The sequence below is a fragment of the Alteromonas sp. R7 genome (genome assembly GCF_055755235.1).
The window spans coordinates 271,054-295,746 of record NZ_JBVTQX010000007.1; the positions used below are offsets into that span (position 1 = coordinate 271,054).

General features: G+C 44.9%; 26 protein-coding genes. 5 read left to right on the forward strand and 21 right to left on the reverse strand.

Annotation, left to right across the window (positions count from 1 at the left end; all coding sequences use genetic code 11):
* The first annotated feature begins 17 nt into the window (after window positions 1-17).
* The gene (locus AC0J2X_RS13500; RefSeq protein ID WP_014947774.1) at window positions 18-2,618 is read left to right on the forward strand and encodes a sensor domain-containing phosphodiesterase; all 2,601 of its coding nucleotides are present in this window, start codon (window positions 18-20) and stop codon (window positions 2,616-2,618) included.
* 45 nt (window positions 2,619-2,663) lie between these two features.
* Here the strand turns inward: AC0J2X_RS13500 and rep are convergent, their stop codons facing one another.
* Entirely contained in the window at window positions 2,664-4,679 is a 2,016-nt protein-coding gene (rep, locus tag AC0J2X_RS13505) for a DNA helicase Rep (RefSeq protein ID WP_039226949.1), read from the reverse strand.
* A gap of 112 nt (window positions 4,680-4,791) precedes the next feature.
* On the opposite strand from rep, the gene ubiK reads away from it, so the two are divergent.
* Window positions 4,792-5,043, forward strand: coding sequence for a ubiquinone biosynthesis accessory factor UbiK (gene ubiK, locus AC0J2X_RS13510; protein ID WP_069943489.1), 252 nt, complete (start codon window positions 4,792-4,794; stop codon window positions 5,041-5,043).
* A gap of 110 nt (window positions 5,044-5,153) precedes the next feature.
* On the opposite strand, the gene AC0J2X_RS13515 is transcribed toward ubiK, so the two are convergent.
* From AC0J2X_RS13515 to AC0J2X_RS13530, 4 genes are all read right to left on the reverse strand, one after another.
* Window positions 5,154-5,459 (reverse strand): helix-turn-helix domain-containing protein, encoded by a 306-nt coding sequence (locus AC0J2X_RS13515; protein ID WP_069943488.1) that lies wholly within the window; start codon window positions 5,457-5,459, stop codon window positions 5,154-5,156.
* A 1-nt stretch (window position 5,460) separates the two neighbouring features.
* Window positions 5,461-5,835 carry a type II toxin-antitoxin system RelE/ParE family toxin gene (locus tag AC0J2X_RS13520; protein ID WP_069943487.1) on the reverse strand — a complete coding sequence of 125 codons (375 nt, stop codon included), beginning with the start codon at window positions 5,833-5,835 and terminating at the stop codon, window positions 5,461-5,463.
* Window positions 5,836-5,998: 163 nt separating this feature from the next.
* On the reverse strand, window positions 5,999-6,859 hold the full coding sequence (ubiA, locus tag AC0J2X_RS13525; protein ID WP_069943486.1) for a 4-hydroxybenzoate octaprenyltransferase: 861 nt from the start codon (window positions 6,857-6,859) through the stop codon (window positions 5,999-6,001).
* A complete protein-coding gene (locus tag AC0J2X_RS13530; protein ID WP_014975276.1) occupies window positions 6,856-7,425 on the reverse strand; it encodes a chorismate--pyruvate lyase family protein in 570 nt (189 codons plus the stop codon). Before AC0J2X_RS13530 ends, ubiA begins: the two co-directional genes overlap by 4 nt.
* A 148-nt stretch (window positions 7,426-7,573) precedes the next feature.
* Here AC0J2X_RS13530 and AC0J2X_RS13535 point away from each other — a divergent pair, with 148 nt between their 5' ends.
* Complete coding sequence (locus AC0J2X_RS13535; RefSeq protein ID WP_069943485.1) at window positions 7,574-7,987, forward strand: flagellar basal body-associated protein FliL; 414 nt, start codon at window positions 7,574-7,576, stop codon at window positions 7,985-7,987.
* A gap of 55 nt (window positions 7,988-8,042) precedes the next feature.
* Here AC0J2X_RS13535 and glpG read toward each other — a convergent pair whose 3' ends face one another.
* The 7 genes from glpG to AC0J2X_RS13570 all read right to left on the reverse strand — a co-directional run bounded on the left by glpG (window position 8,043) and on the right by AC0J2X_RS13570 (window position 15,839).
* A complete protein-coding gene (gene glpG, locus AC0J2X_RS13540; protein ID WP_069943484.1) occupies window positions 8,043-8,906 on the reverse strand; it encodes a rhomboid family intramembrane serine protease GlpG in 864 nt (287 codons plus the stop codon).
* A gap of 140 nt (window positions 8,907-9,046) precedes the next feature.
* Window positions 9,047-9,358, reverse strand: a complete 312-nt coding sequence (glpE, locus tag AC0J2X_RS13545; protein WP_014947767.1) for a thiosulfate sulfurtransferase GlpE — start codon at window positions 9,356-9,358, stop codon at window positions 9,047-9,049.
* Window positions 9,358-10,383, reverse strand: a complete 1,026-nt coding sequence (tdh, locus tag AC0J2X_RS13550) for an L-threonine 3-dehydrogenase (protein WP_069943483.1) — start codon at window positions 10,381-10,383, stop codon at window positions 9,358-9,360. The genes glpE and tdh overlap by 1 nt, the downstream gene beginning before the upstream one ends.
* Window positions 10,380-11,576: a glycine C-acetyltransferase gene (locus tag AC0J2X_RS13555; RefSeq protein ID WP_014977894.1), complete on the reverse strand. Its 1,197-nt coding sequence runs from the start codon at window positions 11,574-11,576 to the stop codon at window positions 10,380-10,382. Before AC0J2X_RS13555 ends, tdh begins: the two co-directional genes overlap by 4 nt.
* A 163-nt stretch (window positions 11,577-11,739) precedes the next feature.
* Complete coding sequence (locus tag AC0J2X_RS13560) at window positions 11,740-14,184, reverse strand: putative bifunctional diguanylate cyclase/phosphodiesterase (RefSeq protein WP_472996111.1); 2,445 nt, start codon at window positions 14,182-14,184, stop codon at window positions 11,740-11,742.
* A gap of 9 nt (window positions 14,185-14,193) precedes the next feature.
* Window positions 14,194-15,369, reverse strand: coding sequence for a hypothetical protein (locus AC0J2X_RS13565; RefSeq protein WP_014947763.1), 1,176 nt, complete (start codon window positions 15,367-15,369; stop codon window positions 14,194-14,196).
* A complete protein-coding gene (locus AC0J2X_RS13570; protein WP_156077648.1) occupies window positions 15,366-15,839 on the reverse strand; it encodes a hypothetical protein in 474 nt (157 codons plus the stop codon). Before AC0J2X_RS13570 ends, AC0J2X_RS13565 begins: the two co-directional genes overlap by 4 nt.
* A 488-nt stretch (window positions 15,840-16,327) precedes the next feature.
* On the opposite strand from AC0J2X_RS13570, the gene AC0J2X_RS13575 reads away from it, so the two are divergent.
* Both AC0J2X_RS13575 and coaD read left to right on the forward strand, forming a co-directional pair.
* A complete protein-coding gene (locus AC0J2X_RS13575) occupies window positions 16,328-17,050 on the forward strand; it encodes a 3-deoxy-D-manno-octulosonic acid kinase (protein ID WP_231513016.1) in 723 nt (240 codons plus the stop codon).
* A 98-nt stretch (window positions 17,051-17,148) separates the two neighbouring features.
* Window positions 17,149-17,637 (forward strand): pantetheine-phosphate adenylyltransferase, encoded by a 489-nt coding sequence (gene coaD / locus AC0J2X_RS13580; protein ID WP_014947760.1) that lies wholly within the window; start codon window positions 17,149-17,151, stop codon window positions 17,635-17,637.
* Window positions 17,638-17,655: 18 nt separating this feature from the next.
* On the opposite strand, the gene mutM is transcribed toward coaD, so the two are convergent.
* The 9 genes from mutM to radC all read right to left on the reverse strand — a co-directional run bounded on the left by mutM (window position 17,656) and on the right by radC (window position 24,693).
* Window positions 17,656-18,465 carry a bifunctional DNA-formamidopyrimidine glycosylase/DNA-(apurinic or apyrimidinic site) lyase gene (gene mutM, locus AC0J2X_RS13585; RefSeq protein WP_014947759.1) on the reverse strand — a complete coding sequence of 270 codons (810 nt, stop codon included), beginning with the start codon at window positions 18,463-18,465 and terminating at the stop codon, window positions 17,656-17,658.
* Window positions 18,466-18,930, reverse strand: coding sequence for a hypothetical protein (locus tag AC0J2X_RS13590; protein WP_156077646.1), 465 nt, complete (start codon window positions 18,928-18,930; stop codon window positions 18,466-18,468). It lies immediately after the preceding gene.
* Window positions 18,931-19,196: 266 nt separating this feature from the next.
* Window positions 19,197-19,352 carry a 50S ribosomal protein L33 gene (gene rpmG, locus AC0J2X_RS13595; RefSeq protein ID WP_012516577.1) on the reverse strand — a complete coding sequence of 52 codons (156 nt, stop codon included), beginning with the start codon at window positions 19,350-19,352 and terminating at the stop codon, window positions 19,197-19,199.
* Between the two features lie 11 nt (window positions 19,353-19,363).
* Window positions 19,364-19,600 (reverse strand): 50S ribosomal protein L28, encoded by a 237-nt coding sequence (gene rpmB, locus AC0J2X_RS13600; RefSeq protein WP_014947757.1) that lies wholly within the window; start codon window positions 19,598-19,600, stop codon window positions 19,364-19,366.
* A 337-nt stretch (window positions 19,601-19,937) separates the two neighbouring features.
* Complete coding sequence (locus tag AC0J2X_RS13605; protein WP_014977887.1) at window positions 19,938-22,040, reverse strand: YjbH domain-containing protein; 2,103 nt, start codon at window positions 22,038-22,040, stop codon at window positions 19,938-19,940.
* The gene (locus AC0J2X_RS13610) at window positions 22,037-22,786 is read right to left on the reverse strand and encodes a capsule biosynthesis GfcC family protein (protein ID WP_039236677.1); all 750 of its coding nucleotides are present in this window, start codon (window positions 22,784-22,786) and stop codon (window positions 22,037-22,039) included. Before AC0J2X_RS13610 ends, AC0J2X_RS13605 begins: the two co-directional genes overlap by 4 nt.
* On the reverse strand, window positions 22,786-23,475 hold the full coding sequence (locus tag AC0J2X_RS13615) for a YjbF family lipoprotein (protein ID WP_014947754.1): 690 nt from the start codon (window positions 23,473-23,475) through the stop codon (window positions 22,786-22,788). Before AC0J2X_RS13615 ends, AC0J2X_RS13610 begins: the two co-directional genes overlap by 1 nt.
* A gap of 94 nt (window positions 23,476-23,569) precedes the next feature.
* Complete coding sequence (locus AC0J2X_RS13620) at window positions 23,570-23,923, reverse strand: hypothetical protein (protein ID WP_472996112.1); 354 nt, start codon at window positions 23,921-23,923, stop codon at window positions 23,570-23,572.
* 92 nt (window positions 23,924-24,015) lie between these two features.
* Window positions 24,016-24,693, reverse strand: coding sequence for a RadC family protein (gene radC / locus AC0J2X_RS13625; protein ID WP_472996113.1), 678 nt, complete (start codon window positions 24,691-24,693; stop codon window positions 24,016-24,018).

Below are 24,693 nucleotides of genomic sequence, written 5' to 3' on the forward strand. Positions count from 1 at the left end.
TTTTACTGGCGAGCGGAATGTCACAAGATTCGACGCAACATGAGTTGACGGAAGAAGAACTGCGCGAACTTATACCGCAGCTTCAGCAACTCACTGACAAGTACAAGCGCGCTGAACGTGTTCAGAAGGCGCTTTTCGACATTTCTGAACTTGCCAGTTCTGTAAGTCACCTTAATCGCCTTTATTCCGCTATTCATGAAATCATTGCCGATTTTATGAATGCCGATAACTTCTTTGTCGCCTTTTACGAACCCGACAGTAACGTTGTCGATTTCGCTTACTTCATTGACGAATTCGACGAACAAACCGTTCGCCAGCTCCCCGCTGAATCGTTAATGGACGGCATGACCGGTTACATTCTAAAAACCGGCGATCATCTATTTTACAAACGTGACGACGAAGAAAACTTTGCCTCTCAGCATGATATAAAGCTAGTTGGCTCGCAGCCGTTTGAGCTGCTGGGCGTGCCCCTTAAACGAGGAAGCCAAGTCATAGGTGCCATGGTAGTGCAAACTTATGATGAAGGTGTGCACTATACTCAAGAAGATTTAGAAGTACTGCTGTTCGTTTCTCAACACATTGTTACCACGGTTGATAGAGTAAAAAACCGAGAGCTCACTGAACGCACCATCCGCGAACGCACCCGCCAACTGCGAAAAATTAACGACGACCTTCAAGAAGAAATATTAGAGCGCCAAAAAGTAGAGTCGCTACAGCAGGCTTTATTCGAGATATCTGAGCTGGCGGCTAACCTTGAAGGCGATATGGATGTGTTTTACTCCAGTCTGCACGAAATTTTAGCCAGGCTAATTAGCGCACCTAACTGTTACATTGCCATTCTTGATAAGGAAAAAGAGCTACTCGCATTCCCGTATTTTAGTGACGCACAAGAAAAGAACATAAGTTCAAGGCCTTTGGGGCTTGGTCTAACTGAATTCGTATTGCGAACGGGGCAAGCTGAGCTGGTCAACCCGCCCAGAGTATTGGAGCTTGCAGAGTCTGGCGATTTGGATGTGTCGGTTGCGCAAACCATGCTAAACAGTGCGAACTCGTGGTTAGGTTCGCCGCTTGTTGTAGATGGAGAAATAGCAGGTGTTATTGCTGTACAAACCTACGGTAAACACGCTAAATACAATTCTCGCGACCAAGAGCTTTTGCGTTTTGTATCACACCATATCGCGGTAGCCATTGAGCGTAAGCGCAATACCGAGTCTATGCAGCGCTATAACGTTGAGCTTGAGGAGCGCGTTAAAGAACGCACAGCTGAGCTAAACCGTGCTAATAAGTTCTTAAAGCAACAAATTGAAGAGCGTAAAGAGATTGAGCTTAAGCTTATTCACGATGCGCATCACGACTCGTTAACTGATTTGCCTAACCGCGCCATGTTCACTAGTCGCCTAGAGCTGGCTATTGCCAGTAAGCAGCGTTACAGCGAAAACATGTTTGCGGTGCTGTTTATCGACCTAGATCGCTTCAAGGTTATTAACGATACCCTAGGTCACCACGCGGGCGATGAGTTCTTAATTGAAGTAGCTAGACGTATTGCGCTATGTATTCGTGGTCACGACCTGCTAGCGCGCTTAGGCGGCGATGAGTTTGTTGTACTGCTTGATAACTTTGAAGATGAAGCAGACGTAGAAGAAGTGGCTAGCCGTATAATTTCATCTATTTCCGAACCGTTCTTGCTTGATGGTCGAGAGATGTATTCAGGTGCAAGTATTGGTATTGCGCACTTAGAAACCTACTATCGCGCCGCTGATGAAGTGCTTCGTGATGCCGATGCAGCCATGTATCAGGCGAAAACGCTAGGCCGCGGACGCTTTGTTATGTTCGACAAGAGCATGCGCGACAGGCTTATTGAAGAACTTGAGCTTGAAAATGAATTCAGACGTGCACTGCGCGAAGAAGAGTTCGATTACTTCCTACAGCCCGTTATAAAGCTTAATGACGACAGCACACTGTATAAAGAGATGTATATTCGCTGGTCGCACCCTGCCTACGGCAAGATTGCCAGAGAGCAGTTTAGACAAGTGGCAGAACATAGTGGCCTTACGCTAGATTTAGACCTGTTCCAGCTAACCAAAGCCTGCGAGCTGTTAAACCACTATAAAAACACCGACGACCCGATAAATAAAATAGCGGTTAACGTTTCAATTAATCATTTGCTACAGGCATCTATGGTAAACCAGATGATTAATGTGATTGAAACATCAGGTATTACGCCTAGCCAGCTGGTATTTGAGTTTGATGAAAACGACTTAAATCGCCGCTCTCAGTTCATTCTTCCTGCTATTAAGAAGTTAAAACGTGCGGGCGTAACTTTGGTGTTGGATAACTTTGGAAGCGGATTGGCTTCATTAAGTTATTTGTTTGCCTACCCCTTCGACTTCATCAAAATTGATCATCGCTTTGTTAAGTCACTGCCTCGCTCTCAACGAAACTTAAAACTTATTCAGTCTGTTATGCTTATTTCAGAGCACTTGAAGTTTCAGGTTATTGCTGAAGGCGTAGACTCACAGGCGCAGCTAGATGCACTTAATGAAATTGAATGCATTTATGGCCAAGGCAAAGTATTGAAGCACGCCAAAGTGCTGGATATGACGTCGCTAGCAAGCTGATAGTTAGTACTTACTTGCCAGCATAACCTCATCTCAAATAGCAGGCTACTTTTTCCCTAGAATATCCCGTAGGTTAGCAATTCCCACCTGTGCCTTTTGCTGGCGCTCTTCTTTTGTCGCCTTCGGTTTCTGATTTTCCCACTGTACATCGTCAGGCGGCAGTTCGAACAGAAAGCGGCTTGGCTCTGGGTTAATCACTTCACCAAATTGTCGACGCTCTTTAGCAAGGCTGAATATAAGCTCGCGCTGGGCGCGAGTAATTCCCACATAAGCAAGTCGGCGCTCTTCTTCTACGTTGTCTTCGTCAATGCTGCTTTGGTGCGGCAATAAGCCTTCTTCCATGCCCACTAAAAATACAATAGGAAATTCCAAACCTTTTGAGGCGTGTAGCGTCATTAACTGAACTTGATCCCCTTCCCCGTCGTCTTCGCCGCGCTCCATCATGTCGCGCAATATCAGACGGTTCACCACTTCGGTTAATGTCATGGGTTGGTCTAGGTCATTGCCTTCCAGCATATCGTTAACCCAACCGAATAAGGTACTTACGTTGGCCATGGCCATTTCGGCGGCTTTGGGGCTGGCGCTGGTTTCATATAGCCATTCTTCGTAGCCCATCGTGCGGATCATGGTGCGAACCGCGTCAGCGGTGTTGCCTCGTTCCGCATTGTCCGATAGCTCTACTACCCAACGGGCAAAGGTAGAAACCGAATGAAAGGCTTTGTCGGGCAGCACGCTATTTAAGTTAGGGTGCGTCGCCGCTTCGAACATAGACACGCCCAAGCTATTTGCAAAGTTACCCAGTTTTTCCAGCGTAGCGCGGCCTATACCGCGCCCTGGCGTGTTAATAATGCGAAGCAAAGCGTTATCGTCGTCTTGGTTCACCAACAACCTTAAATACGCCATGATGTCTTTCACTTCAGCACGACCAAAGAACGACATACCGCCGCTGATTTTGTACGGAATGCGGTTACTCATTAACAGCTTTTCAAAAATACGACTTTGGTGATTCCCGCGATACAATATGGCGTAGTCTTTAAACTGGGTGCGGTTCATGAACTTATGCGCCAGCAGTTCGGCCACCACGCGCTCACCTTCATGCTCTTCGTTCTTCGCCTCTATTACTTTTAGCGGCTCGCCGTACTGCAGCTCTGAGAACAGGGTTTTATCGAACAAATGCGGATTGTTCTGAATAAGAATATTCGCGCAATGCAGAATACGACCTGACGAGCGGTAATTTTGTTGTAGCTTAATGACGTTTAAGCGCGGAAAGTCTTGCTGTAATAGGTGCAAATTCTGTGGCTTAGCGCCACGCCATGAATAGATAGACTGGTCATCGTCGCCCACCACGGTAAAGCGCGCACGCTCACCTACTAATAGCTTTACCAACTCGTACTGACTGGTATTGGTATCTTGGTACTCATCCACCAGCAAGTAGCGAATTTTGCTCTGCCATTTGGCTCTTATTGCTTCGCTACTTTTTAAAAGCAATGTAGGTAATAAAATTAGGTCGTCGAAGTCTAGCGCGTTATATGCCTTAAGGTTGTCTTGGTAACGCTTGTAGGCTTCTGCAAACTCTCTCTCGCCCGTGCTGGTTGCTGATTTTAATAAAGCATCAGGCAAGATAAGATCGTTTTTCCAGTTCGAGATGCAGCTTTGTAAAAGCTGAAGCTGATCTTTATCGCCATCGAGGGTGTCGGACGTCAAATCGTTAAGCAACGCGAACGAGTCTTTATCGTCGAATAACGAGAAACCTGGCTTTAAGCCAAGATCTTTCACATGCGCTTTAATAATGGTTAAGCCCATGGTGTGGAAGGTCGACACTTTTAGCCCGCGCGCCTCCGGCTTGCCCAAGGTCTGCGCTACACGTTCTTTCATTTCACGTGCTGCTTTGTTGGTAAAGGTTACCGCTGCAATGTAGCGAGCTGGCATATCGCAGTTTCTAACTAAATGAGCAATCTTATTGGTAATTACGCGCGTTTTACCACTACCCGCCCCCGCCAGCACCAAACATGGGCCAGACACAAAGGTTACGGCAGACTCTTGAGCTTCATTTAGTTTCATTTAATACCTAGAACAACGTACATTTTTGGCGCGACACAGTTTTCATTGCATGTCGTGTCGATACCGATAGAATAGCTTTCATAATTTGAGCTGCGCATTATAAGGGAATTCCATGTTGGATCCGAAGAAACTCGAAGATTTAGCGAAACAAATTGCTGATGCCGTACCACCAGGCGTTAAAAACATGGCTGAAGAAGCTGAAGGCCGAGTGAAAACAGTATTGCAATCGCAGCTGTCGAAACTTGATTTAGTGACTCGCGAAGAGTTCGATATTCAAAGCCAAGTGCTTATTCGCACTCGCGAAAAGCTAGACGCTATGGAAAGTCGCATTGCCGAGCTAGAAGCAAAGCTATCAGAAAAGTAGACATTGGTACTTCTAGAAACCTGAAAGCGCCTTTATGGCGCTTTTTTGTTAAAACCGATGAGATAAAGAATGCTCTTCTGTCTTTGCAAAAGCGCAGAACAAAAGAAACGTTACATCAAGATCTCTAGACCTTTCTGCTCAACAAGGCTCAGAAGCTTTAAAGAAGTACCTCGAGGCTTTTTGCTCCCCTGCTCCCACTGCTTGATTGTAGATGGCGTGATATTTAAATAGGCAGCAAAAACAGCTTGGCTTACTCTTGCTTTTTCACGTATTGCTTTTATCCGCTGTCCATCATATTGCTTGAGTTTGGGTAAACATAATGCATCAAACTTATGCATAGTCTGCTTATCCATTACTCCGGCTTCGCTCAAATCTTTTGCTGTACTATGGACTACATCTAAAATGCTTTCTTTCATGTTATCTCACCTCTTCAATACTACCTGAATCAATAGCTTTCTTAAGCTTTTCCTCGCTGTAGTTCAGTAGCTCTTTAGCTAAGAGTTTTAAAGACTTCATCTCTTTAACACTAATGTTAGAGCGGGTGCTTTTGGAAAAACCGTAAATAAAAAAGGCTTTATTATCCACTTGAAAAGCTATGAGGGTTCTTAAACTTCCACTTTTGCCTTGCCCCAAAAGAGGTACTCGCTTTTTATACACGTTTGCACCTAAATCGGCGTCAACTAATCCCTGTTGCATTTCTGTAATTGCTAATTTTAGCACGCTGTCTGATAAACCTTCCTTACTCGCCCACCTCTTGAACCACTTCAATTTATATATGCGTATAGATTCCATTCGACACCTAAAGTATAACACTTAGTAGCATAATTTGTGCACAGCTTTAAAAACATTTAGTAATTAAAGCGCGTTCCTGTATAAGCTAGTGAATACTTTAGACTGGCTATAAATAAGTTATAAGGGGACGTTGGTACAGGTTGAAGTTTGCTGTTGGTAAGTTTTACCTTACCAAACAAAAATGCAGCGCCGTACCAAGCGTAATGGCTAAACCAATGTAGTGGTTTTCAATAAACGCGGTGAAACAGCCTTCACGCTGTCGGCGTTTAATGAGCTGATATTGGCGCACGCATAGCAAAGCAGAAAACAGCACGGCTGTGTAGTAAGGCCATGTCGCGTTGATTGTTAAGCCTATACACCACAGAATAGTTAGCGCGCAGCCCTGCAACAACATCACAATTAGCACGTCGTTTTTTCCGAACAATATGGCCGTAGACTTAATGCCTATTTGCAAATCGTCGTCGCGGTCTACCATGGCGTACATGGTGTCGTAAGCTACCGTCCATAGTAAGTTAGCAATAAACAACCACCAGCCGTACGCTGGTACTGTTTCTAGCACCGCCATAAATGCCATAGGAATGGCCCAACCGAACGCGGCCCCCAATACCACCTGCGGTAAATTGGTATAGCGCTTCATGAAGGGGTAGCTTGCTGCTAGGAGTAAGGCTACCACCGACAACGCAATGGTTTGCCAATTGAGGAATAACACTAAGACAAATGCTAAAGCGATAAGCGCACCAAAAAGTTGTAGCGCTTGTTTCGCAGACACTTCTCCGGTTGCAAGCGGACGCTGGGCAGTTCGCTTTACACTACCGTCTACTTTTCTGTCTGCATAATCGTTAATCACACATCCGGCTGAACGCATGACAACTACACCAGCCACAAAAATGAGCGTAATGCCTAAAGGTGGTAAGCCTTGTGCGGCCATAAGAAGCGCCCACAGGGTAGGCCACAGTAGAAGATAAATACCGACTGGTTTATCAAGGCGCATCAGTCGCGCATAGGCGTTCCAATTGTGCTTCATAATTGCTTTTCGCTTTCCTTTTCGTTTTTAGCAGAGCGGCTATAGGCCGGTGAGGAAGGAAGAAATACCTCTGCTACTATCATGCTGTAGTTGCCTAACGTAAACAACGAGCGCCTGCCCCACAAGGTTTGATTACTGTTAATACCAAACTGCGAAGCTGGCACTGTACACAGTTGAAACTCTGAGCGTGTAAAGCGCTTATCGTTAAACAAACGTTTTCCTAAAGGCTCTCGACCAAGATCTGAAAGCTCGCTGTCAACAAAGGCTTGAGGGATGATAGAACGTGCAAACACCCACGGCTTATGATCGCCACATAGGAGAATTTCTCGCGCTTGATAATGGGTTTCACCGTTGTCGAGTAACAACGACAGTTCATTGTCGTGAGGAATCTGCTCGTGCTGGCCAATAAGCTCCAGAGAAAAGTGGTTGCTTAAAGACTGTACTCGCTCGGTTAACGACCCAGTGTCTAACAGCCAGTTTTTTAGCTGTGCATTAGGAATTGTGATGCCAGAAGGTGCTTGCCAGTCAACCGCCAAACCCACTGGAAAAGTGGCATTAAAACTCACACGAAAAGCCCGAATAATGAATCTGTTAGTATGATAACACGTCATGTTCAATTATTTTCACTCGGTTAAACTTTTGCAGTAGTGTGTTTAATCAGAGTTTTGCTACACTACCAAGTGAATTTATTACTTTGGTGTTTCGGACTTCACTATGCTTAAGTCTTTAGTTTTACGCGTATTTGCGGTTAGTTTTTTGGTTCTTGGTTGGAACGCAGCAGTGGCGCAAGACAAGGCCAACTATGCTTATTTGGGCTTAGAGCCAGAGATTGTTACCAACTACATTAGCGATAGCGCACAAAAGCTAGGCTATGTACGCGTGTCAGTTGAATTGATGATCCACGATGTTAACCAGCTTGAAATTGCTGAACACCACATGCCGTTACTGCGCTCTACTGCCATTGAAATATTCGGCCAGCAACCGGCAGAGAAAGTTAAATCACTAACTGGTCGTGAAGATATTCGCCGCGCTATTCTTAAAGCGTTGCAAGAGCACATGAAGCAAGAGACGGGCGGCGAAGTGGTGAAGAACGTTATCTTCACCAAATACTTATACCAAGGCGGTTAAAAGTAGATAACGGGCTAAAAGGCTAACGTACGCCTTTTAGCTACATAAAACGCCACTAGCGTTTACCCGACCCAAGACTTAAGGCTCCGGCGAGCAAACATCCAGAAATAAGCCCCGCTGTATGCGCAGCATTCGCCATGTTTACCCACAAAATATCGGCATAACCTAGTACCAACCACACCAACATAAAGCCTACAATTGAATTTGGCAGCGACAAGCCCCAACTTGGTCGCAACCAGCCTAGCCACCACACAAAGCCCATTACGGCATACACCACACCAGACAAGCCGCCAAACAAGAACAGATTGCCTTGCACAGGGTCACTAAATAGGGCTTGTGCGGCGTTCGAAATAGTGGCCGACACTAAGAACACTATAAGCAGCATGCTCATGCCAAGGATGCGTTCAATTTTAGCTCCCAACATGCCCCACCACAGTAGGTTAAATATAATGTGTAGCGCCGAAAAATGAATGAACGCAGGGCCTAGTAATCGCCACCATTCGTGATTTTGCGACAAAATGGAAAATGGCTGCATCAATAAATGCTGTGCGATAGGGGCAAACAGCCCAAACAACGACAGTAAATAAACCGCAACACACAGAATAAATACCACCGAGGTAAAAGGCGCTTTCACAGCATCGGCAATGATATTACCCATGGAAAAGCCATTACCCGAAGGCGCCAGCCGTACGTTCTTGCCATTATCCCATGCTGCTTGCTGGTACTTCGGATCGGTAGGGTTTGCCAAAAAGCCATCTGCAATAACTTTTGCGCGGTCGAGATGGTCGTGATTATCTAATACCACCACGAACTCTTTATCGTGCTGTACTACAGCGGCCTGAATGTGCTGACTGGTTAAATAATTGGCGAGAAGATGTGCAGGACTTTGCTGATTGAACGCAATTAAAGGATGAGCCATAAGCTAGTTGTTACCCCGAAACAGAAGAATATGAATGCGATATGACATATACCAAGGGCGCGGTATATAACCTCTTTATACTGAAATACTGCAGTAGCTGCAAAAAATAAAGGTGCACATTGTGCACCTTTATCAAATCGCTATGCCGTGACTACCGGATTTGCCAGTCGCCATGCTTCGAAGCCACCGTCCATACTATAAACGGTTTCAAAGCCTTGCTGTGCAATGACTTGGGCCGCCTGCTGGCTGCTTACGCCGTGGTAGCACACTACAACCACTGGGATATCTTTGGGCGTTTGGTCGATAAACGCTGCAAAGTTGTCGTTGTTCAGCTGCGCTGCGTTAGGCATGTGTCCATTAGCAAAAGATTGCGGATCGCGAATATCCACAATGGTTACGTCACCTTGAAAGTTTGCAACGTCGTTTACGCTAATGTGTGAGAATGTTGTCATTATTGCCAGTCCAGAATAACTTTACCTGAGTGTCCAGACCCCATGGTATCAAACCCTTTCTGAAAGTCATCAATAGAAAAGGTGTGTGTGATGATAGGCGATAGATCTAAGCCGCTCTGCAGCAAGCTCGCCATTTTGTACCATGTTTCGAACATTTCACGGCCGTAAATACCTTTTATCACCAAGCCTTTGAAAATAACCTGGTTCCAATCGATGGCAACATCTTGTGGAGGTATTCCCAGCATGGCAATTTTGCCGCCATGGTTCATTTTGTTCAGCATGTCTCTGAAAGCCACCGGCACACCAGACATTTCCAGCCCCACATCGAAGCCTTCTGTCATACCAAGTTCGTTCATTACGTCTTTCAAGTCATCCTTGCTTACGTCAACGGCGCGGGTTGCACCCATTTTTTTAGCAAGCTCAAGACGGTAAGGGTTGATGTCGGTAACCACGACATGACGAGCACCTACATGCTTTGCAACTGCAGCAGCCATAATACCTATTGGGCCGGCACCGGTTATCAGCACGTCTTCACCCACCAAGTCGAAACTTAGTGCAGTGTGAACAGCGTTGCCAAACGGGTCAAAGATAGACGCAAGGTCGTCACTAATATTGCCTGGAATTTTAAACGCGTTAAATGCAGGAATTACCAAGTATTCAGCAAAAGCGCCCGGGCGGTTTACGCCTACGCCTTCAGTGTTGCGACACAAATGTACGCGACCTGCACGACAGTTACGGCAATGACCACAGGTAATATGGCCTTCGCCCGAAACACGGTCGCCAACCTCAAACCCTTTCACTTCTTGGCCCATACCAACGACTTCACCCACATACTCGTGGCCTACAACCATAGGTACCGGAATGGTTTTCTGAGACCATTCGTCCCAGTTGTAAATGTGCATGTCGGTGCCGCAAATGGCGGTTTTGCGAATTTTAATCAGTAGGTCATTATGTCCTACTTCAGGTTCTGGCGTGTCTTGTAGCCAAATGCCTTTTTCTGCTTTCGCTTTAACTAGCGACTTCATGAAATTACTCCCAATTCACGGCCGACTTCAATAAATGCATCTACCGCTTTATCAACATGTTCAAGGCTATGACCTGCTGACATTTGCGTACGAATGCGGGCCTGACCTTTCGGCACAACAGGGTAAGAGAAACCGATAACATAGATGCCTTTCTCAAGCATCTTGTCTGCCATTTCGCTAGCTAAACGGGCATCGCCTAGCATAACAGGAATAATAGCGTGATCTTTACCGGCTAATGTGAAGCCCGCTTCTTCCATACGCGTACGGAAGTGATTGGCGTTGCGCCATAGATTAGCGCGAAGCTCGTCACCTTCTTTCATCATTTCAAACACTTTAAGCGATGCTGAAACGATAGGTGGCGCAACCGAGTTTGAGAAAAGATAAGGACGCGAGCGTTGACGTAACCACTCTACGACTTCTTTTTTGCCCGAGGTGTAACCGCCAGACGCGCCGCCTAGTGCTTTACCTAGAGTACCGGTGATGATGTCTACACGACCCATAACGCCACAATACTCATGGCTGCCTTTGCCGTTTTCGCCAAGGAAGCCCGTTGCGTGACAATCGTCTACCATTACCATGGCGTCATACTTGTCGGCCAGGTCGCAAATAGAGGCTAAGTCAGCAATCACGCCGTCCATTGAAAACACACCGTCAGTGGCAATAATTTTGAAACGTGCGCCATCGGCATCAGCTTGCTTCAACTGCTCTTCTAATGCTGCCATATCGTTATTGGCGTAGCGATAACGCTTAGCTTTACACAGGCGCACACCGTCAATGATACTGGCGTGGTTTAAGGCATCAGAAATAATGGCATCTTCAGGGCCTAATAGCGTTTCAAATAAACCGCCATTCGCGTCGAAGCACGATGGGTACAAAATGGTGTCTTCTGTACCGAGGAAGTCGCTGATAGAGGCTTCCAGCTGCTTGTGAATGTCTTGTGTACCGCAAATGAATCGTACAGATGCTACACCAAAACCATGGCTATCCAGGCCTTTCTTTGCTGCTTCAATCAAGCTTTCATTGTTTGCAAGACCAAGGTAGTTGTTGGCACAAAAGTTAATAACGTGCTCGCCGTTAGCAACACCAATATCCGCTTGTTGTTGCGACGTGATAACACGCTCTTTTTTGTACAAACCATCTTCTTTCGTGGCTTCAATTTGCGATTGCAAATGAGAAATAAATGCCGCAGACATGCCATTCTCCGAGTGTAGGTATATTAAAACCGTTAGTTTAATGAAAGCGCGGTAAAGGGTACACACCCTTGCGCTGTATTTAATGGGTTTGTCGACTAAGTTTGTAAATTATTCAGCACACTACATTGATGAAGCGTGCACCTTTTGAAACGGTAAAGTAGCTCTAGGCGGATTCTTTCCAAAAACCAAACTCTACTTTGTCGCTTAACACGTCCCAAATGTTAACCTCAGGAATAGGTCTGCTGATAAGGTAGCCTTGACCTAGGTTGCAGTCGAAATGACACAGCAACTCGTACTGTTCACTGGTTTCAATTCCTTCTGCCACCACTTGCATTCCCATGTTGCGCACCATAGAAATCGTAGAGTGAACAATATTTCTATCATCAGCACTGCTGGCGATATTTGCCACAAACGAGCGGTCAATCTTGATGTAGTCGGCGGGTAACGATTTAAGATAACTCAACGACGAATAGCCCGTGCCGAAATCGTCGATAGCCAGCATGCACCCCATGTCGCGAATATTTTGCATGATGCTGGTTGCGCGCTTGATATCTGATACCAATACCGTTTCGGTTAACTCTAAGCAAACTTGGTCGGGCGCTATGTCATTTTTGATAATTTGCTGCTGCAAGAATTCAGGCAAACTCGGGTCTAAGAACTGACCCGCTGACAAATTAATCGCCATCTTTACGTCGGGGTAGCCGCTATTTTTAAGCTCTCTGATTAAATAAGTTGAGCGCGTAATTACCCAGTAATCAAGCTCAAGCATGAATGACGTGTTTTCAAGAAGCGGTATAAAATCGGCCGGGGAAATATTACCCTTTTTAGGGTGATGCCAACGCAATAGCGCTTCAAAGCCCACCAGCCTTCCCGTGTGCATCTCAATTTGGGGCTGAAGCGCTAAGCTAAACTGATTGTCTCTAAGGGCTTCACGCGCCTCTGACTCTAGCTCAACCTTCTGCATTACTTTAAGGTTCATGGTGGCGTCATACACGCGATACTCCGCCCCTTTTTTGGCTTTGGCTTCGTACATCGCAATATCCGCATGCCTTAGCAGTTCTACTGGCGTGGCGCGAGAGTGGTTGGTAATAGCAATACCGATACTGATAGAAACGTAAAAGGTTACGCCATCTACAATGATTGGCTCTTTAAACTCTTCTATCAGCTTTTTGGCTACCGTATCTACGTGCTTTTTGCTTTCGATATTTGAAAGTAAAATAACAAACTCATCACCGCCAAATCGAGATGCAATATCCGACTCTCTAATCGGCTTAGAAATACGCATAGCAGCAGCTTTTAAGAGTTTATCACCGACGTCATGACCGTGACTGTCGTTAACCTTTTTAAAGTCATCAAGGTCCATGAACATCAGTGCCACTAACCTATCGTCGCGAATTGAACTAGCTAGCTGCTTTTCTATTTGAAACGTCAGCATATTACGGTTGGGAAGTCCGGTTAACACATCAAACATCGCCATTTTTTCAAGCTTCGCGGTGTTAATAGCCATTTGTCCGTCAAAGCTTTCTAGCTGGCGCGCCAGATTATTTGCCGCGTCTTCAACTACGTCCAATTCATCTGTGAATTTGAAAATAGGCGACTTCCTTCGTTTAGCTGCAATGGTGTAAAACTCGCTAAACTTGTGTTCCGCCAGCATAGGCAAACGTTCGCTTACATCTAACAAGCGTATTCTGTATTGATTTAGGAAAAGGTAAAGCAGCGAAGAGAAGATAAAAAATAGCGCAATAGCGCTAGAAATAACTATGTACTGATATTGTTCGTTTTGACGCACCATGGCCGACACGTCTTGCACAATAAGCAAGTAAGGATGATCACCTGATGCGTGATTAAAAGGCAATAAACTAACCAGCAACTGCTGATTTTCCAACGCAACGTTCATGCCTCTAATAACTAAATCGTCAACTCGCCAATTCTCGGGTAACGCATCAAATAGAGATTGAAAGTACTGTCGATTAGCCGCAGACACTTGGCTTGCCACCCTTAATTCTGACAACTCAGATGAGGTTTCTTTGTGCTGGACGACAGCAACTTTGTGTACATCGGTAGCGCGACTAAACAGGTATAGCAGTTCTCTCATCGACGTGGACACAACGATGACAGGCAAGGTTTCACCGTTTGCCATAATTGGAATAGAAATGTAGTGCGTGCATACCGAGTCACAGGACAATAGTGAGCGGCTTTCAAATGACGCCCGAGTGGTATTCACTAGCTTTTCAATGGTTTTATTTACTGGCTGTAGCGGCTTGCCAACAACACCGTGTTCGTCAAACAAGTACAGCGATTCAACTTGAAAGTTAAGGGTTAGGTATTCACTAAGACCGCTAAGCGTTTGTTGTAGCGATTCAAGGCTATCTGCGTTGCCTCCACTCTTATGGCTGATGATATCAATAAGCGTGATCATTCTGCCGTGCAGAATGTCTTCAAAAAGCTGAACCCGTCGTTGATTACTGACTTGGTTTTCCCGTTGCTGGAGCAGAATTCGAGCGTCAGACTCCTGAATAAGAACCGTTGATATAACCACAGCCACAGTTAATACCATAGCCAATAGAATTGTGATGGTTTTAGTGGTGAAAGATACCTGAACCTTCATCTAATGCCCTTAAAACCAATACATCAATTGCACTGACCACATTTCCCAATGCTTATCGGCATGAGACGCTACATCTAAGTTCAGTAAGCTCACTACCCTTGTCGCACCTTCAACCCAATGATACTCACCTTGAAGTCGCCACTTCGGTGCAATGTCCCAACGCAAGCCTAGGGTATATGTATCTTGGTAGCCAAAGTAGGCGGGGATCACGCCGCCTGTCATAGCCTCTAACTGCCTTCCGTCTCGATCTGACCTGTCGTTAATGTATGTGTCGTAGCCAATAAGACCACTTACATTGTTATTAAACAAATACCTAAACTGAACAAAACCGCCCTCGCCCGTGCGTTTAAAGGCAAAACCAGGGAAGAATAGCCCTTTGCTATCCTGGACTTCTCGAATTAGCTCAGCCGACACTTCCCAGTTTTCTGCAAAGTATTGCGCAGACAACATAATACGCTCTATGTCTGCATTACCTGCAACACGGTTGTCATCCTGAGAAGGTGTGTATCTGAAATCAGAATTCAACCAACTGGCACCTAGTTTCCATGTCATGGTAGCCGGTTGCCAGAATACGCTGGCTTGATGAACAAAGTCTTGCTTGATGTCGCCTTTTGCTTCGTCACCGAGTAAAAAATCTCGCTGGGAGTCGTTAATATTAGAGCGACCGTAACTCCAGTTTAGTTCCCAGATATTCTGAGCACCATAGTGTGAGAAACTGGTTTGGATACCGTTGCTTCCTAAAGCAACGTCACGAAACCCGTCAAAGTACACAGACTGGGGAAGAACAGACGTGTAACGTGTTTGTGGCACATCTCTGGTCACTGAATACAGCCAGTGGCGATTTTTGAAGCGACCAATGTGGACTTGTCCTTGCCATTTACCGGGCAAGTCAGGCAATTTCCAGTCAATAAACAAATAATCTAAACGAGCGCCCTGCTCAAAACGATTCCCGCCGTCTAAATAATTAATTTGCCCGGCAACAGAGATGTTTTCCGCTATTCGATAGTAACCATTTAGCCCAACTTCGGTGAGCTCACCTGTTATTGCGTTATCGTCAGTTATAAAGTTACTTCCATGTGACTGAGTTACACCTTGAGAGACATAACCGTGCCACGAAAAATCTCCCTGTGAAGCAAGGACAGGCATGCTTATCATGCCAAACGCGAGAGCGATGTATTTATTCATTCTGTTCCTACCTCTACGCGTCTTAATTTCACAATTTCGGTATGTTCAACATAGCCGATAGCGCCTGTGGTACTTTCTAACGCCTCTATCAACGCTTGGTAAGACGTGACCCTAACGGGTGTAACGCCCTGCCCAGAATAGGTGATTTGATCCCATAAGCGAGATAATTGATAAGGGAACATCTGAAGTACTTCACGACAAAACTGCTTGTGGAGCTCATCGTTATCCTGCAATACAAATACCGTGATTTTGGTACCATCGCTCCAATATTGACGATGGCCGGTAAATATCTGACGAAGCTCAGAGCGGTTTAGCTCTGAAACCATGACACTCTCATTAACCATGACGTTTAGTTCTGCTGCGTGTGCGGCAGGCACGCCTGAAAACAGTGCAATATTCAGTAATAGCACCTGTCTAAATTGAGTATAAGCAAGAACAGTGGATAGCCATCGCAAAGCGGGCTTTTTCATTCAGTAACGACTCCCTGTTATTTCAAAGGAACACTTCGCAACGCTAAGTGTAGATAATAGTTGATAGTTTTACCTTACAATTAAGTAAATTAAGCGACAATTAGCTTGTGATGGTGCCCTGGTCTATCAACAGTATTTTTTCCTATTGTTCGTATCTTTTGGCATGCGCTAGGTGAAGCCTATTTGCTCGAGTATTACCTATTCGCGCCAAATAAATGCTTATTTTTCAGATAGAACTCTCCGGGCCGCCGCAATTTAACATGCTCATTCTAAAATGATGAATATGGTCAACGATACTCGCGTATGAGCATAACGACTTAGTTTTTTATACTTAAGACGTTGAATTAGATTCATTATTTCAACAAATAATCTTAGTACGTAAAAACTATGAGCGCGTAAACAGACTTTTTTACCTCTGAAACGCGGTCGTTGCTGAAAAACCAAAATAAATCATTAGAATAAAGAATTTACCATAAGTTGTGGGCGACATGGCGACAATACGACGAGACATAGGTGCTGGGCACCACTTTATTTTCGACGACACTTTAGTCAGTCATCCCAACGCGGAGATGTTTACCCCCGACTTTTGGCAGCTTCAAGACAAAATAACAGGTCAAGCCAAGGGACGTGGTACAACCATTTTCATTGAGCATGAGGGTCAGCGCTGGGTTTTACGCCATTTCAAACGTGGTGGCTTGGTGGGCAACGTACTGAGCGACCAATATATGTTTATTGGTGTTGAGCGTTCTCGCCCGTTTGAAGAGTTCAGGCTGCTCGAATATATGCGAGCACAAGGTCTTCTTGTGCCTGTTCCTGTTGCGGCGCGTATACACCGCCGAGGCCTGATTTACCGCGGCGATTTAATTACTTTAAGTATTCCAAATAGCAAAGATTTACACCACGCACTGTGCGATAAACCACTGGATAAAGATGAGTGGTATGAGGTTGGCCGAGCGCTAGCAGCTATGCACAATTGTCAGGTGTACCATCATGATGCCAACGTTCGAAACATCATGATTGATAGCGATAAGCAAATTTGGCTTATTGATTTCGATCGCTGCGAGCAGCGTCAAGGTAACAGCTGGAAACAAGGTAATTTAGACCGTCTGCTGCGTTCTTTACATAAAGAGAAAGCGAAGAACCCTGTCTTTCACTGGCAAGAGAGCGACTGGTCAGCGTGTATGAATGGTTACCGCGAGGCAGTGAAGTAATAAAAGCACATGTGGTAAGCGGATTGGTATAAGCTAATAATGTGTTACATTAGCCACGTTGAACACATAAACCCTCTACAACGAAAAGATTCGACTTTATGCACACTAGAGCACTTTACCCTGGTACTTTCGACCCGATCACTAACGGTCATGCCGACCTTATTGAACGCGCATCTCAGTTATTTTCTCATGTGATTGTAGCGATTGCTTCTAACCCAAGTAAAAAGCCACTGTTTACGTTAGAAGAGCGCGTAGAAATGATAAAAAAAGTCACTGCTGACTTACCAAATGTTGAAGTAGTGGGGTTTACTGGTTTATTGGCTGATTTTGCTGACGAACAAAATGCCACAATTCTCATTCGTGGTTTACGCGCAGTTTCTGATTTCGAATACGAGTTTCAACTCGCAAATATGAATCGCCGTTTAAACCCAAAGCTAGAAAGTGTCTTTCTTACTCCTGCTGAGGAGAATTCATTTATCTCGTCCACCCTAGTAAAAGAAGTCGCTCTTCACCGCGGTGCAGTGAGTGGCTTTTGCCACCCAGTAGTAGAGAAAGCTTTAAAAGACAGGCTGAGTAAGAAAGATTAAGCACCAATAGTAAGTGTATTAGCGTTGGCAGTGAGTACAGAAAAAGGTATTTCGCTGCCCAATAACTTTACTTTCAATGGCTTTGCCACACACTTCACAAGGCTCGCCTTTTCTCCCATACACATTCAAGTGCTGTGCAAAATACCCAGGCTTACCGTCGGTTTGCGCAAAGTCTTTTAATGTTGTGCCGCCTTGTTCAATGGCTTTGGCCAATACTTGCTTAATGGTTGCAGTTAGCGACTGATAGCGAGCAGCGCTAATGTTTCCTGCGGCTCTTCGCGGGTCTATACCGGCTAAAAACAGTGCTTCGTTCGCGTAGATGTTTCCTACACCTACCACAATGGCGTTATCCATAATGAAGTTTTTAACGGGGCCTTTTCTATTGCGCGATAGTTTAAATAAGCGCTTATCGTCAAAGTCGTCTGTAAGCGGCTCTGGGCCCAAGTTATCAAGCATGGCTATTTGCATATCAGGGGCCTGAAATAACACAGCACCAAAGCGCCTTGGGTCGTTAAAACGTAAGCACTTACCGGTGTTTAAAACAATGTCTACGTGGTCATGCTTAATAATTGGTGTCGATGCATCGATAACGCGTAATTTACCCGACATACCTAAATGTAAAATTAACGTGCCTTTGGCTGTTTCAATAAGTAGATATTTAGCGCGGCGTTTTACAGCAATAACGCTCTGCCCTTCAACGTTCGCTACCTCTTGAGGAATGGGCCAGCGCATTCTTCGCTCACGCACCACCACCTGCGTAATGGTATTGCCAATAAGGTGTGGAGAAACGCCCAAACGGCTTACTTCAACTTCTGGTAGTTCAGGCATTTACAGTATCCAAGGTAAAAGATTATCAAGTTCAGTGTTGGTTAATGTGTACCAATTATTTTCAAATTTGATCACAACAGGTGATGTATTCGGATAGATGGCGTAAACATTGCCGTTATTATTGCCTGCGAGCCATACTACGACGATGTAAGGCTGTACGTCGGTAATCGCTTCGGGTACGTCAGTGGCCGGCTCAAGCCTTGCCCGTTGCCAATGGGAAAACTGAACATCCGGCTTGATGGCGAGGACTGTATTTTGACCTGACTGGCGCCACTGCTGTCCAACTCGCTCTAAGCTATGGCCATCGTGCTCTATTTTTAACACATAAGCGTCTTCAGGTAGCAGGCTGCGAGATTGAACAACGTCCTTCTTAGGTACAAGACTGTCTAAGTTGAACAATGCAATCATGATAAGCATGGCAATAATGACCACGTTATTCATTGCTCGCTGAGAAATTCTAGCCACCTGACTTTCCGTTAAATATGAGTCCTGAAATTAGGAATATAGTAATACCTAGCCAATATATAAGCTAATTCAATTCAAAGAAAACCTAGGACCTGCTGGAAAAAAGTAAGTGGGAGAAAGCAGTGATCGCAAGACAAACTCAAGGGATCGTGGACAGTCGAATATGGGATCTGGTGGGATCGTGACGTGATGAAGTAGAAATATCTTCTTCAAAAAGCAAAAAACCCAGCAAGGGCTGGGTTTTCGTGGAGACAAAAGCAAGCTAATTACTTGATTTTGGCCTCTTTGAACATAACGTGCTTACGCACAACGGGATCATACTTTTTGATCTCCATTTTGCCAGGCATGTTACGCTTGTTTTTATCAGTAGTGTAGAAGAAACCTGTACCTGCTGAAGAAACTAGTTTAATTTTATCACGCATTGTCGGCTTCCTTAGATTTTCTCACCACGGGTACGGATGTCAGTTAGTACTGAATCAATACCTTTCTTGTCGATGATACGCATGCCTTTTGCAGACAAACGTAGTTTTACAAAACGGTTTTCGCTCTCAACCCAAAAACGGTGTGTTTGAAGGTTTGGCAAAAAGCGACGACGAGTCGCATTTCTTGCGTGTGAACGGTTATTACCAACCGTTGGACGCTTACCTGTTACTTGGCATACTCTTGACATTGTATTTGTCTCCAGAACAACGATAACTGTCGCGTCAGTTAATCCCAAGCGCTCAAACAGTGGTTGGGTCAAATGACGTATTACTATAAATTAGAGGGCGCATTTTATACAGCAAAGGCAGGATCATTTCAATAAGAAAGTACAAAAAGGTTACTTTTTGGCTTTTTTTTGCTCGAAAAACTACCAGCTCTCATTTTTCACGGCCCGTATTGTACTTTTCCCTAAGCGGTTAGGCTATGAATAAATACGCAATCTACGCTTTAATTTTATATTCGCATTGCAGCATCTAAGATATCCGCACGAGAATAAACGCCACGCGAACGCGGCGTATTTCTATTTAATCAAAAAATGGTGACCTTATTTCAGTCATGTCAATCAAACGAGTGGGTCGACGCAGCATTTGACCGCCATCACGAGAAATCGGCACCCATGGGAATAACCCGCGACCTTTGGTAGGTTCTAACAAGAACAGATCTGTAGGTATGGAAATGTAGAAGCCTTTGGTGAAGCTTCCCTCGCCGTATTCTTCTGACGATACATCAGTGAATGCCGCATATGCACCAACTATGATACCGCTATCGAAACGCTTCGCATAATCGATATTCACGCCTTTATCTTTGGCTAAGAATTGTCCAGCACTTACGGTAATTTGCGTGTCGTCTAAGAATTCTGGCTGCCAATAGACACTAGCGTGTCCAGTGACCGCTGTGTAGTCTTCCAGACCTGTTTGACTGTAAGGATCGCGCTGTTTTACGTAAGCGATATCAAGTCCGTAAGCTAGATTACTATCAACGGGACGATACAGTATTTCACCGCCTACACCAGCAAACATGGTTTCTAGATAACCCGCGTACGCTTGAGCATAGAGGTCTTCTGCGATGGTGTCTTTGTAATGTAAGAATGTTGTATCTAGCCATACATCGTTTGCTGACACATATTCACGAACTCGAGTACGCACGCGAGGTAGCGACACTTCTTCGTTATCTACCAAGTAGTTAAACTTGTCGAAGTTATCTAGAAGCGTAACCCTGGCACTGCTCATGATTGCAAAGTTTTCGTTAAAAGCATAACCGCCGTTTAGCAATAATCCGGTTTGATACAGATAGAAATCTTCTGGGTTACCGAATGATTGGGTAAAGAAGAAATCTGCGCTGTAGTAGAAGCCAGATGTATTGGCAGGATCATAGGCGTCGAGCACTTCTTTTGAGGGTGATGTTCTGACGTAGGTTTCAGTGATATCTGCGTCAACAGATTCGTAACGCGCTGCAGCAATAAAGGCCTCGGCATCCACCTGCGTGTCTACTAAAGGAAGACCTGCGCGATTGTCTACTACATGATAGGTTTTTACGGAATCTGGAAGCTCTGAGGCCGCCACGCGACCAATTCGCTCAATGGCTTCATCCTGGTCACGATAGGCAACCTGTGTACCGTAAAACGTAGCGCTGTCCTCTTTAATTTCAGCATCAGACAGTACAAAGCCCCCCGACCGGTAAAGGTCATTGTAAAGACGGGATTTATCAACATCTTTCACGTCTTGTGGCACCTTTCTACCCATCAGGTTCTTAGGTGGTTCATCGAACTTTATTTGCGAAGCCGTATTCATATTAAAGCGATAAGTAACGCCGAAACCAACAGTATTACCTCGTTGATAGTTCAACGTGAAATCGAAGTCTTTATAACGATACACTGCACCAACATTCCAACGAGAATCTTGCTCTAGCTGTCCAGCTCTGTCACGAGAATAATCATTCCCTTCGAACTCAAGCTTTAGCGTTAGCGGCTCCCATGGTGTTTGGTATTCCACACCACCGAAAAATGCGGTTGTTCCTTTAAAAAACTGGTCGTAGTCTACCTTACCACCGCGGCCAGAGAAGCCCCCTGGGCGTTCACAGAAGCTGTCTTTAAGCTCGCAAAACGGGTTGCTGATGTCATCGGCTGTACCGAGATATCCCCAGCCTAAGCCAAGGTGAAAGTCGAATGGACCGATAGATTTACTGGCGTTGACGTATTCACTTTCAAAAAAGCCTGTTCCACCAAAGTCTCTGAAGCCGACACTGATATCTGGCAGATAGTAGCTTTCTTTCCATAATCTGAATTTAACGTCTAAGCCTTTATCTTTCAGCGTTTGATCACCACTGAATGATTCAACTTGACTGTAAAGTCTTGTGCGCACGTCAGTATAACGGGCTGTTGCTTCCATCCAATCATAAAGCTGAATGTTAACAGACCAGAAGCGATATTCGCCGTTGTCGGTATAGTTAATGGCCATTCCACCTTCGTCTCGCATACGAGCCGTTGGTGTTTGAATAAGACCATTTCCGCCCTGCACCATCTGCGAAGGAGTAACGCGAACTTGAGTATCAGCAAAAGCGGTAGAAGAAAGCGCGCTGCCAATTACAAGCGCGAGTGTTTTTTTCTTAGAAAGTAGTGGCGCACTCATTGAGGTAAAACCCTATGTACTGCTAAAGCGGCTACGCGCTCATTTAATTGCTTAAGTTTATTGCTAAAGAGTTCTGATGAGATAGGAACATAGACTTGGCTGCCCGGCATAAGCTGCCCAAAATCTAAATTCCAATAAGCAATACCCTTTTCTTCAATATTTCCCATTGGATCAATTACGTAGACATGACTTCTGTCGGCATCAACCGCTTTTTTCACCGTGTGAACAGCCGTATAAACCGACGTATCGCTTTGATGCTTGTACGCACCAGGCTTTACAACAGCGCCAGAGAAATGCACAACGTCAGGTCTTCCATTTAGTCGAATCCAGTATTTACCTGGCTGAAACATAGGGTTGTCTTCAAAAAACAACCTTGCTCGATTGTAGGAAATTGGCATGTCTATGCGTGTAGACACCGTCCATGAGCTTACCTGATCATAGAGATTTTGAAGGGCTTTATGTGTTTCAGAATCGGCATCAAATTGATTGAGCAGTCCGCTAATTTGAGATAGCGCTATCTCTTTCTCTTCTTCAGCTTTAGGGTTAGCTAAATCAAAGGCTGAAGCTGAAGGCCAGTACCAATCACCATTATCAGCAACAATGGACAGTACGCTTGATAGTCGTATCGGCCTGTCGAACTGATAGGTTTGCTTGTTTATCATGACACTAACAAGGTTATCATTTGCATATAACTTGGTAGCTGCAGTAAGGCCTAGGGCAATAAAAAGCGTATAGATATACTTCATTATTGCGTTGCTCCTTGTGTCTTCATCTCACGTACTACTCGGCTTAAATAAACCATATCGTAAACGTCTCCTTCAGGGCTGAACTGCTGCTTTGAGGCCAGAAGTTCCTTCGAGTATTTGTGCAAGAAATACGTGTTTTCCCACGACAACCCTACGTCGATAAATGGCGTGTATTCAGAAAATTCTACGGTTTCGATAACCTTAATTACCGGAACAGAAAAACCTAAATATTCGCGAGTTTCTTCCCCTTCTATTCGCCAAGATGAGTCAACCGGCACACCGTAACCTATGGAAGCAATATCAACTTTGCGTTTCCAATTGAATGGCAGAACATTGTTGGTGGCAAGCGGGTTGTGCTGAAGATTTCCCGTGTAGTATAGGTCGTGATCCAAACCTTCAGTTTTAACGATAATGCCATGGTGCATGGTGAAGATGACTTTATCACCAGATACCCACCGGTACTTTTCACCATCGATATACGCAAGGGCAAGCGAGGCTGCATCTCTTCCGCCCGCTTTAATTTGCATAAGATCAGCTTTACTAGCAGCAATCTCTTCAACGGTATAACTAACTGTTCTATCTTTTAGCGCGAGCTTCAGCGTGTTGTAATACGCTAGTGACGTGGTGGAACATCCGGAAAGAAAAAGGCAAACAACACCCGAAAGGGCAAATAAAGTGTGTAGTTTCATTAAAATGCGCCGACAAAAACTAAAAACAAATGAACTTTGCTATAAAAATAAAAAAAGCCGCTAAAAAAAGCGGCTTTTTCGAATACTCTTAAATTTACTGTACGGTCGGTGCGTAAGTAAATGTAACAGGTACGGTGATGGTTTTTGTTACAGAACCAGAGGTAGTTACAGTAACAGTTTCGGTTGTACCTACGCACACACCATCAACGATTTGGTCGTCACCTTCACAAGTAGGTTGACCTGGATCAGTACCGCCATTTCCTGGTGCATCAGCAGAGTTGTTGTTTACAACACCCGCAACGATACCCGCAACAACAACACCAGACGCGATCATACCGCCGCTTACGCCGCCGATGCCAGTAGTACCACTACCACCTTCACCGTCTTGTGCGTTAACGCCTGCAACCATAGTTGCAGCTGCAAATAATGCAATGATTGACTTCTTCATAACAGTCCTTTAATAAAATAACCCACTAAATCCTATGCTAAATCATTTTCAACCATTTGACTAGATTATAATCGACAAATGACTTAGATTTCTTATCTTAACAAGCCTCGCTGTGCGAATGAAACAGTTTCTTTATCACCAACCACAAAATGATCTAAAACTGGCACATCGATCGACGCCATTGCGCTTTTGATCTCTGCGGTTAATCTTATATCCGCATGACTAGGCTCAGCAACGCCTGAAGGATGATTATGAACCAAAATGATCGCGGCTGCATTATCGATCATTACTTGTTTGATCAATTCTCTTGGATAGACCGCTGCACTGTTTATCGTACCGTTAAACATAGTACGAAAAGCAATAAGCTGATGTTGGCTATCAAGCATTAAAAGCGCGAACTTCTCACGTTCACAGTCTCTTAGCTTTGCCTGTAGATAACGTTTAGTATCATCTACATTATTAAAAACGTCCTGACGCTTCAGCTTTATTTCCAAATTGCGTTTAAATATTTCAAAGCCCGCCTGAAACTGCGCATACTTGCACGGTCCAACTCCCGTTATTTTGGCAAACCGTTCTTTCGTTGCCGTTACCACACCCCTTAAGCAGCCTAGCTCGTTGATAAGTTCATGTGCCACAGACACAGCGCTTTTTCCTTTTACACCTTTTCCCAGCAATACAGCGATGAGTTCGGCGTCACTTAAGCTCTCAGCCCCATGCTGCAATAACTTTTCTCTTGGCCTTTCATTCTTTGGCCATACTTTTATCGACAT

Coding starts and splice junctions, on each gene's coding strand:
- AC0J2X_RS13535 (WP_069943485.1), top strand. CDS start 7,574: ATGCTTAAGTCTTTAGTTTTACGCGTATTTGCGGTTAGTTTTTTGGTT.
- coaD (WP_014947760.1), top strand. CDS start 17,149: ATGCACACTAGAGCACTTTACCCTGGTACTTTCGACCCGATCACTAAC.
- rep (WP_039226949.1), bottom strand. CDS start 4,679: ATGAAACTAAATGAAGCTCAAGAGTCTGCCGTAACCTTTGTGTCTGGC.
- AC0J2X_RS13515 (WP_069943488.1), bottom strand. CDS start 5,459: ATGAAAGAAAGCATTTTAGATGTAGTCCATAGTACAGCAAAAGATTTG.
- mutM (WP_014947759.1), bottom strand. CDS start 18,465: ATGCCTGAACTACCAGAAGTTGAAGTAAGCCGTTTGGGCGTTTCTCCA.
- ubiK (WP_069943489.1), top strand. CDS start 4,792: ATGTTGGATCCGAAGAAACTCGAAGATTTAGCGAAACAAATTGCTGAT.
- AC0J2X_RS13570 (WP_156077648.1), bottom strand. CDS start 15,839: ATGAAAAAGCCCGCTTTGCGATGGCTATCCACTGTTCTTGCTTATACT.
- AC0J2X_RS13620 (WP_472996112.1), bottom strand. CDS start 23,923: ATGAAGAAGTCAATCATTGCATTATTTGCAGCTGCAACTATGGTTGCA.
- AC0J2X_RS13555 (WP_014977894.1), bottom strand. CDS start 11,576: ATGTCTGCGGCATTTATTTCTCATTTGCAATCGCAAATTGAAGCCACG.
- glpG (WP_069943484.1), bottom strand. CDS start 8,906: ATGGCTCATCCTTTAATTGCGTTCAATCAGCAAAGTCCTGCACATCTT.
- AC0J2X_RS13605 (WP_014977887.1), bottom strand. CDS start 22,040: ATGAGTGCGCCACTACTTTCTAAGAAAAAAACACTCGCGCTTGTAATT.
- ubiA (WP_069943486.1), bottom strand. CDS start 6,859: ATGAAGCACAATTGGAACGCCTATGCGCGACTGATGCGCCTTGATAAA.
- rpmG (WP_012516577.1), bottom strand. CDS start 19,352: ATGCGTGATAAAATTAAACTAGTTTCTTCAGCAGGTACAGGTTTCTTC.
- AC0J2X_RS13575 (WP_231513016.1), top strand. CDS start 16,328: ATGGCGACAATACGACGAGACATAGGTGCTGGGCACCACTTTATTTTC.
- tdh (WP_069943483.1), bottom strand. CDS start 10,383: ATGAAGTCGCTAGTTAAAGCGAAAGCAGAAAAAGGCATTTGGCTACAA.
- AC0J2X_RS13560 (WP_472996111.1), bottom strand. CDS start 14,184: ATGAAGGTTCAGGTATCTTTCACCACTAAAACCATCACAATTCTATTG.
- AC0J2X_RS13520 (WP_069943487.1), bottom strand. CDS start 5,835: ATGGAATCTATACGCATATATAAATTGAAGTGGTTCAAGAGGTGGGCG.
- glpE (WP_014947767.1), bottom strand. CDS start 9,358: ATGACAACATTCTCACACATTAGCGTAAACGACGTTGCAAACTTTCAA.
- AC0J2X_RS13500 (WP_014947774.1), top strand. CDS start 18: ATGTCACAAGATTCGACGCAACATGAGTTGACGGAAGAAGAACTGCGC.
- AC0J2X_RS13610 (WP_039236677.1), bottom strand. CDS start 22,786: ATGAAGTATATCTATACGCTTTTTATTGCCCTAGGCCTTACTGCAGCT.
- AC0J2X_RS13565 (WP_014947763.1), bottom strand. CDS start 15,369: ATGAATAAATACATCGCTCTCGCGTTTGGCATGATAAGCATGCCTGTC.
- radC (WP_472996113.1), bottom strand. CDS start 24,693: ATGTCGATAAAAGTATGGCCAAAGAATGAAAGGCCAAGAGAAAAGTTA.
- rpmB (WP_014947757.1), bottom strand. CDS start 19,600: ATGTCAAGAGTATGCCAAGTAACAGGTAAGCGTCCAACGGTTGGTAAT.
- AC0J2X_RS13615 (WP_014947754.1), bottom strand. CDS start 23,475: ATGAAACTACACACTTTATTTGCCCTTTCGGGTGTTGTTTGCCTTTTT.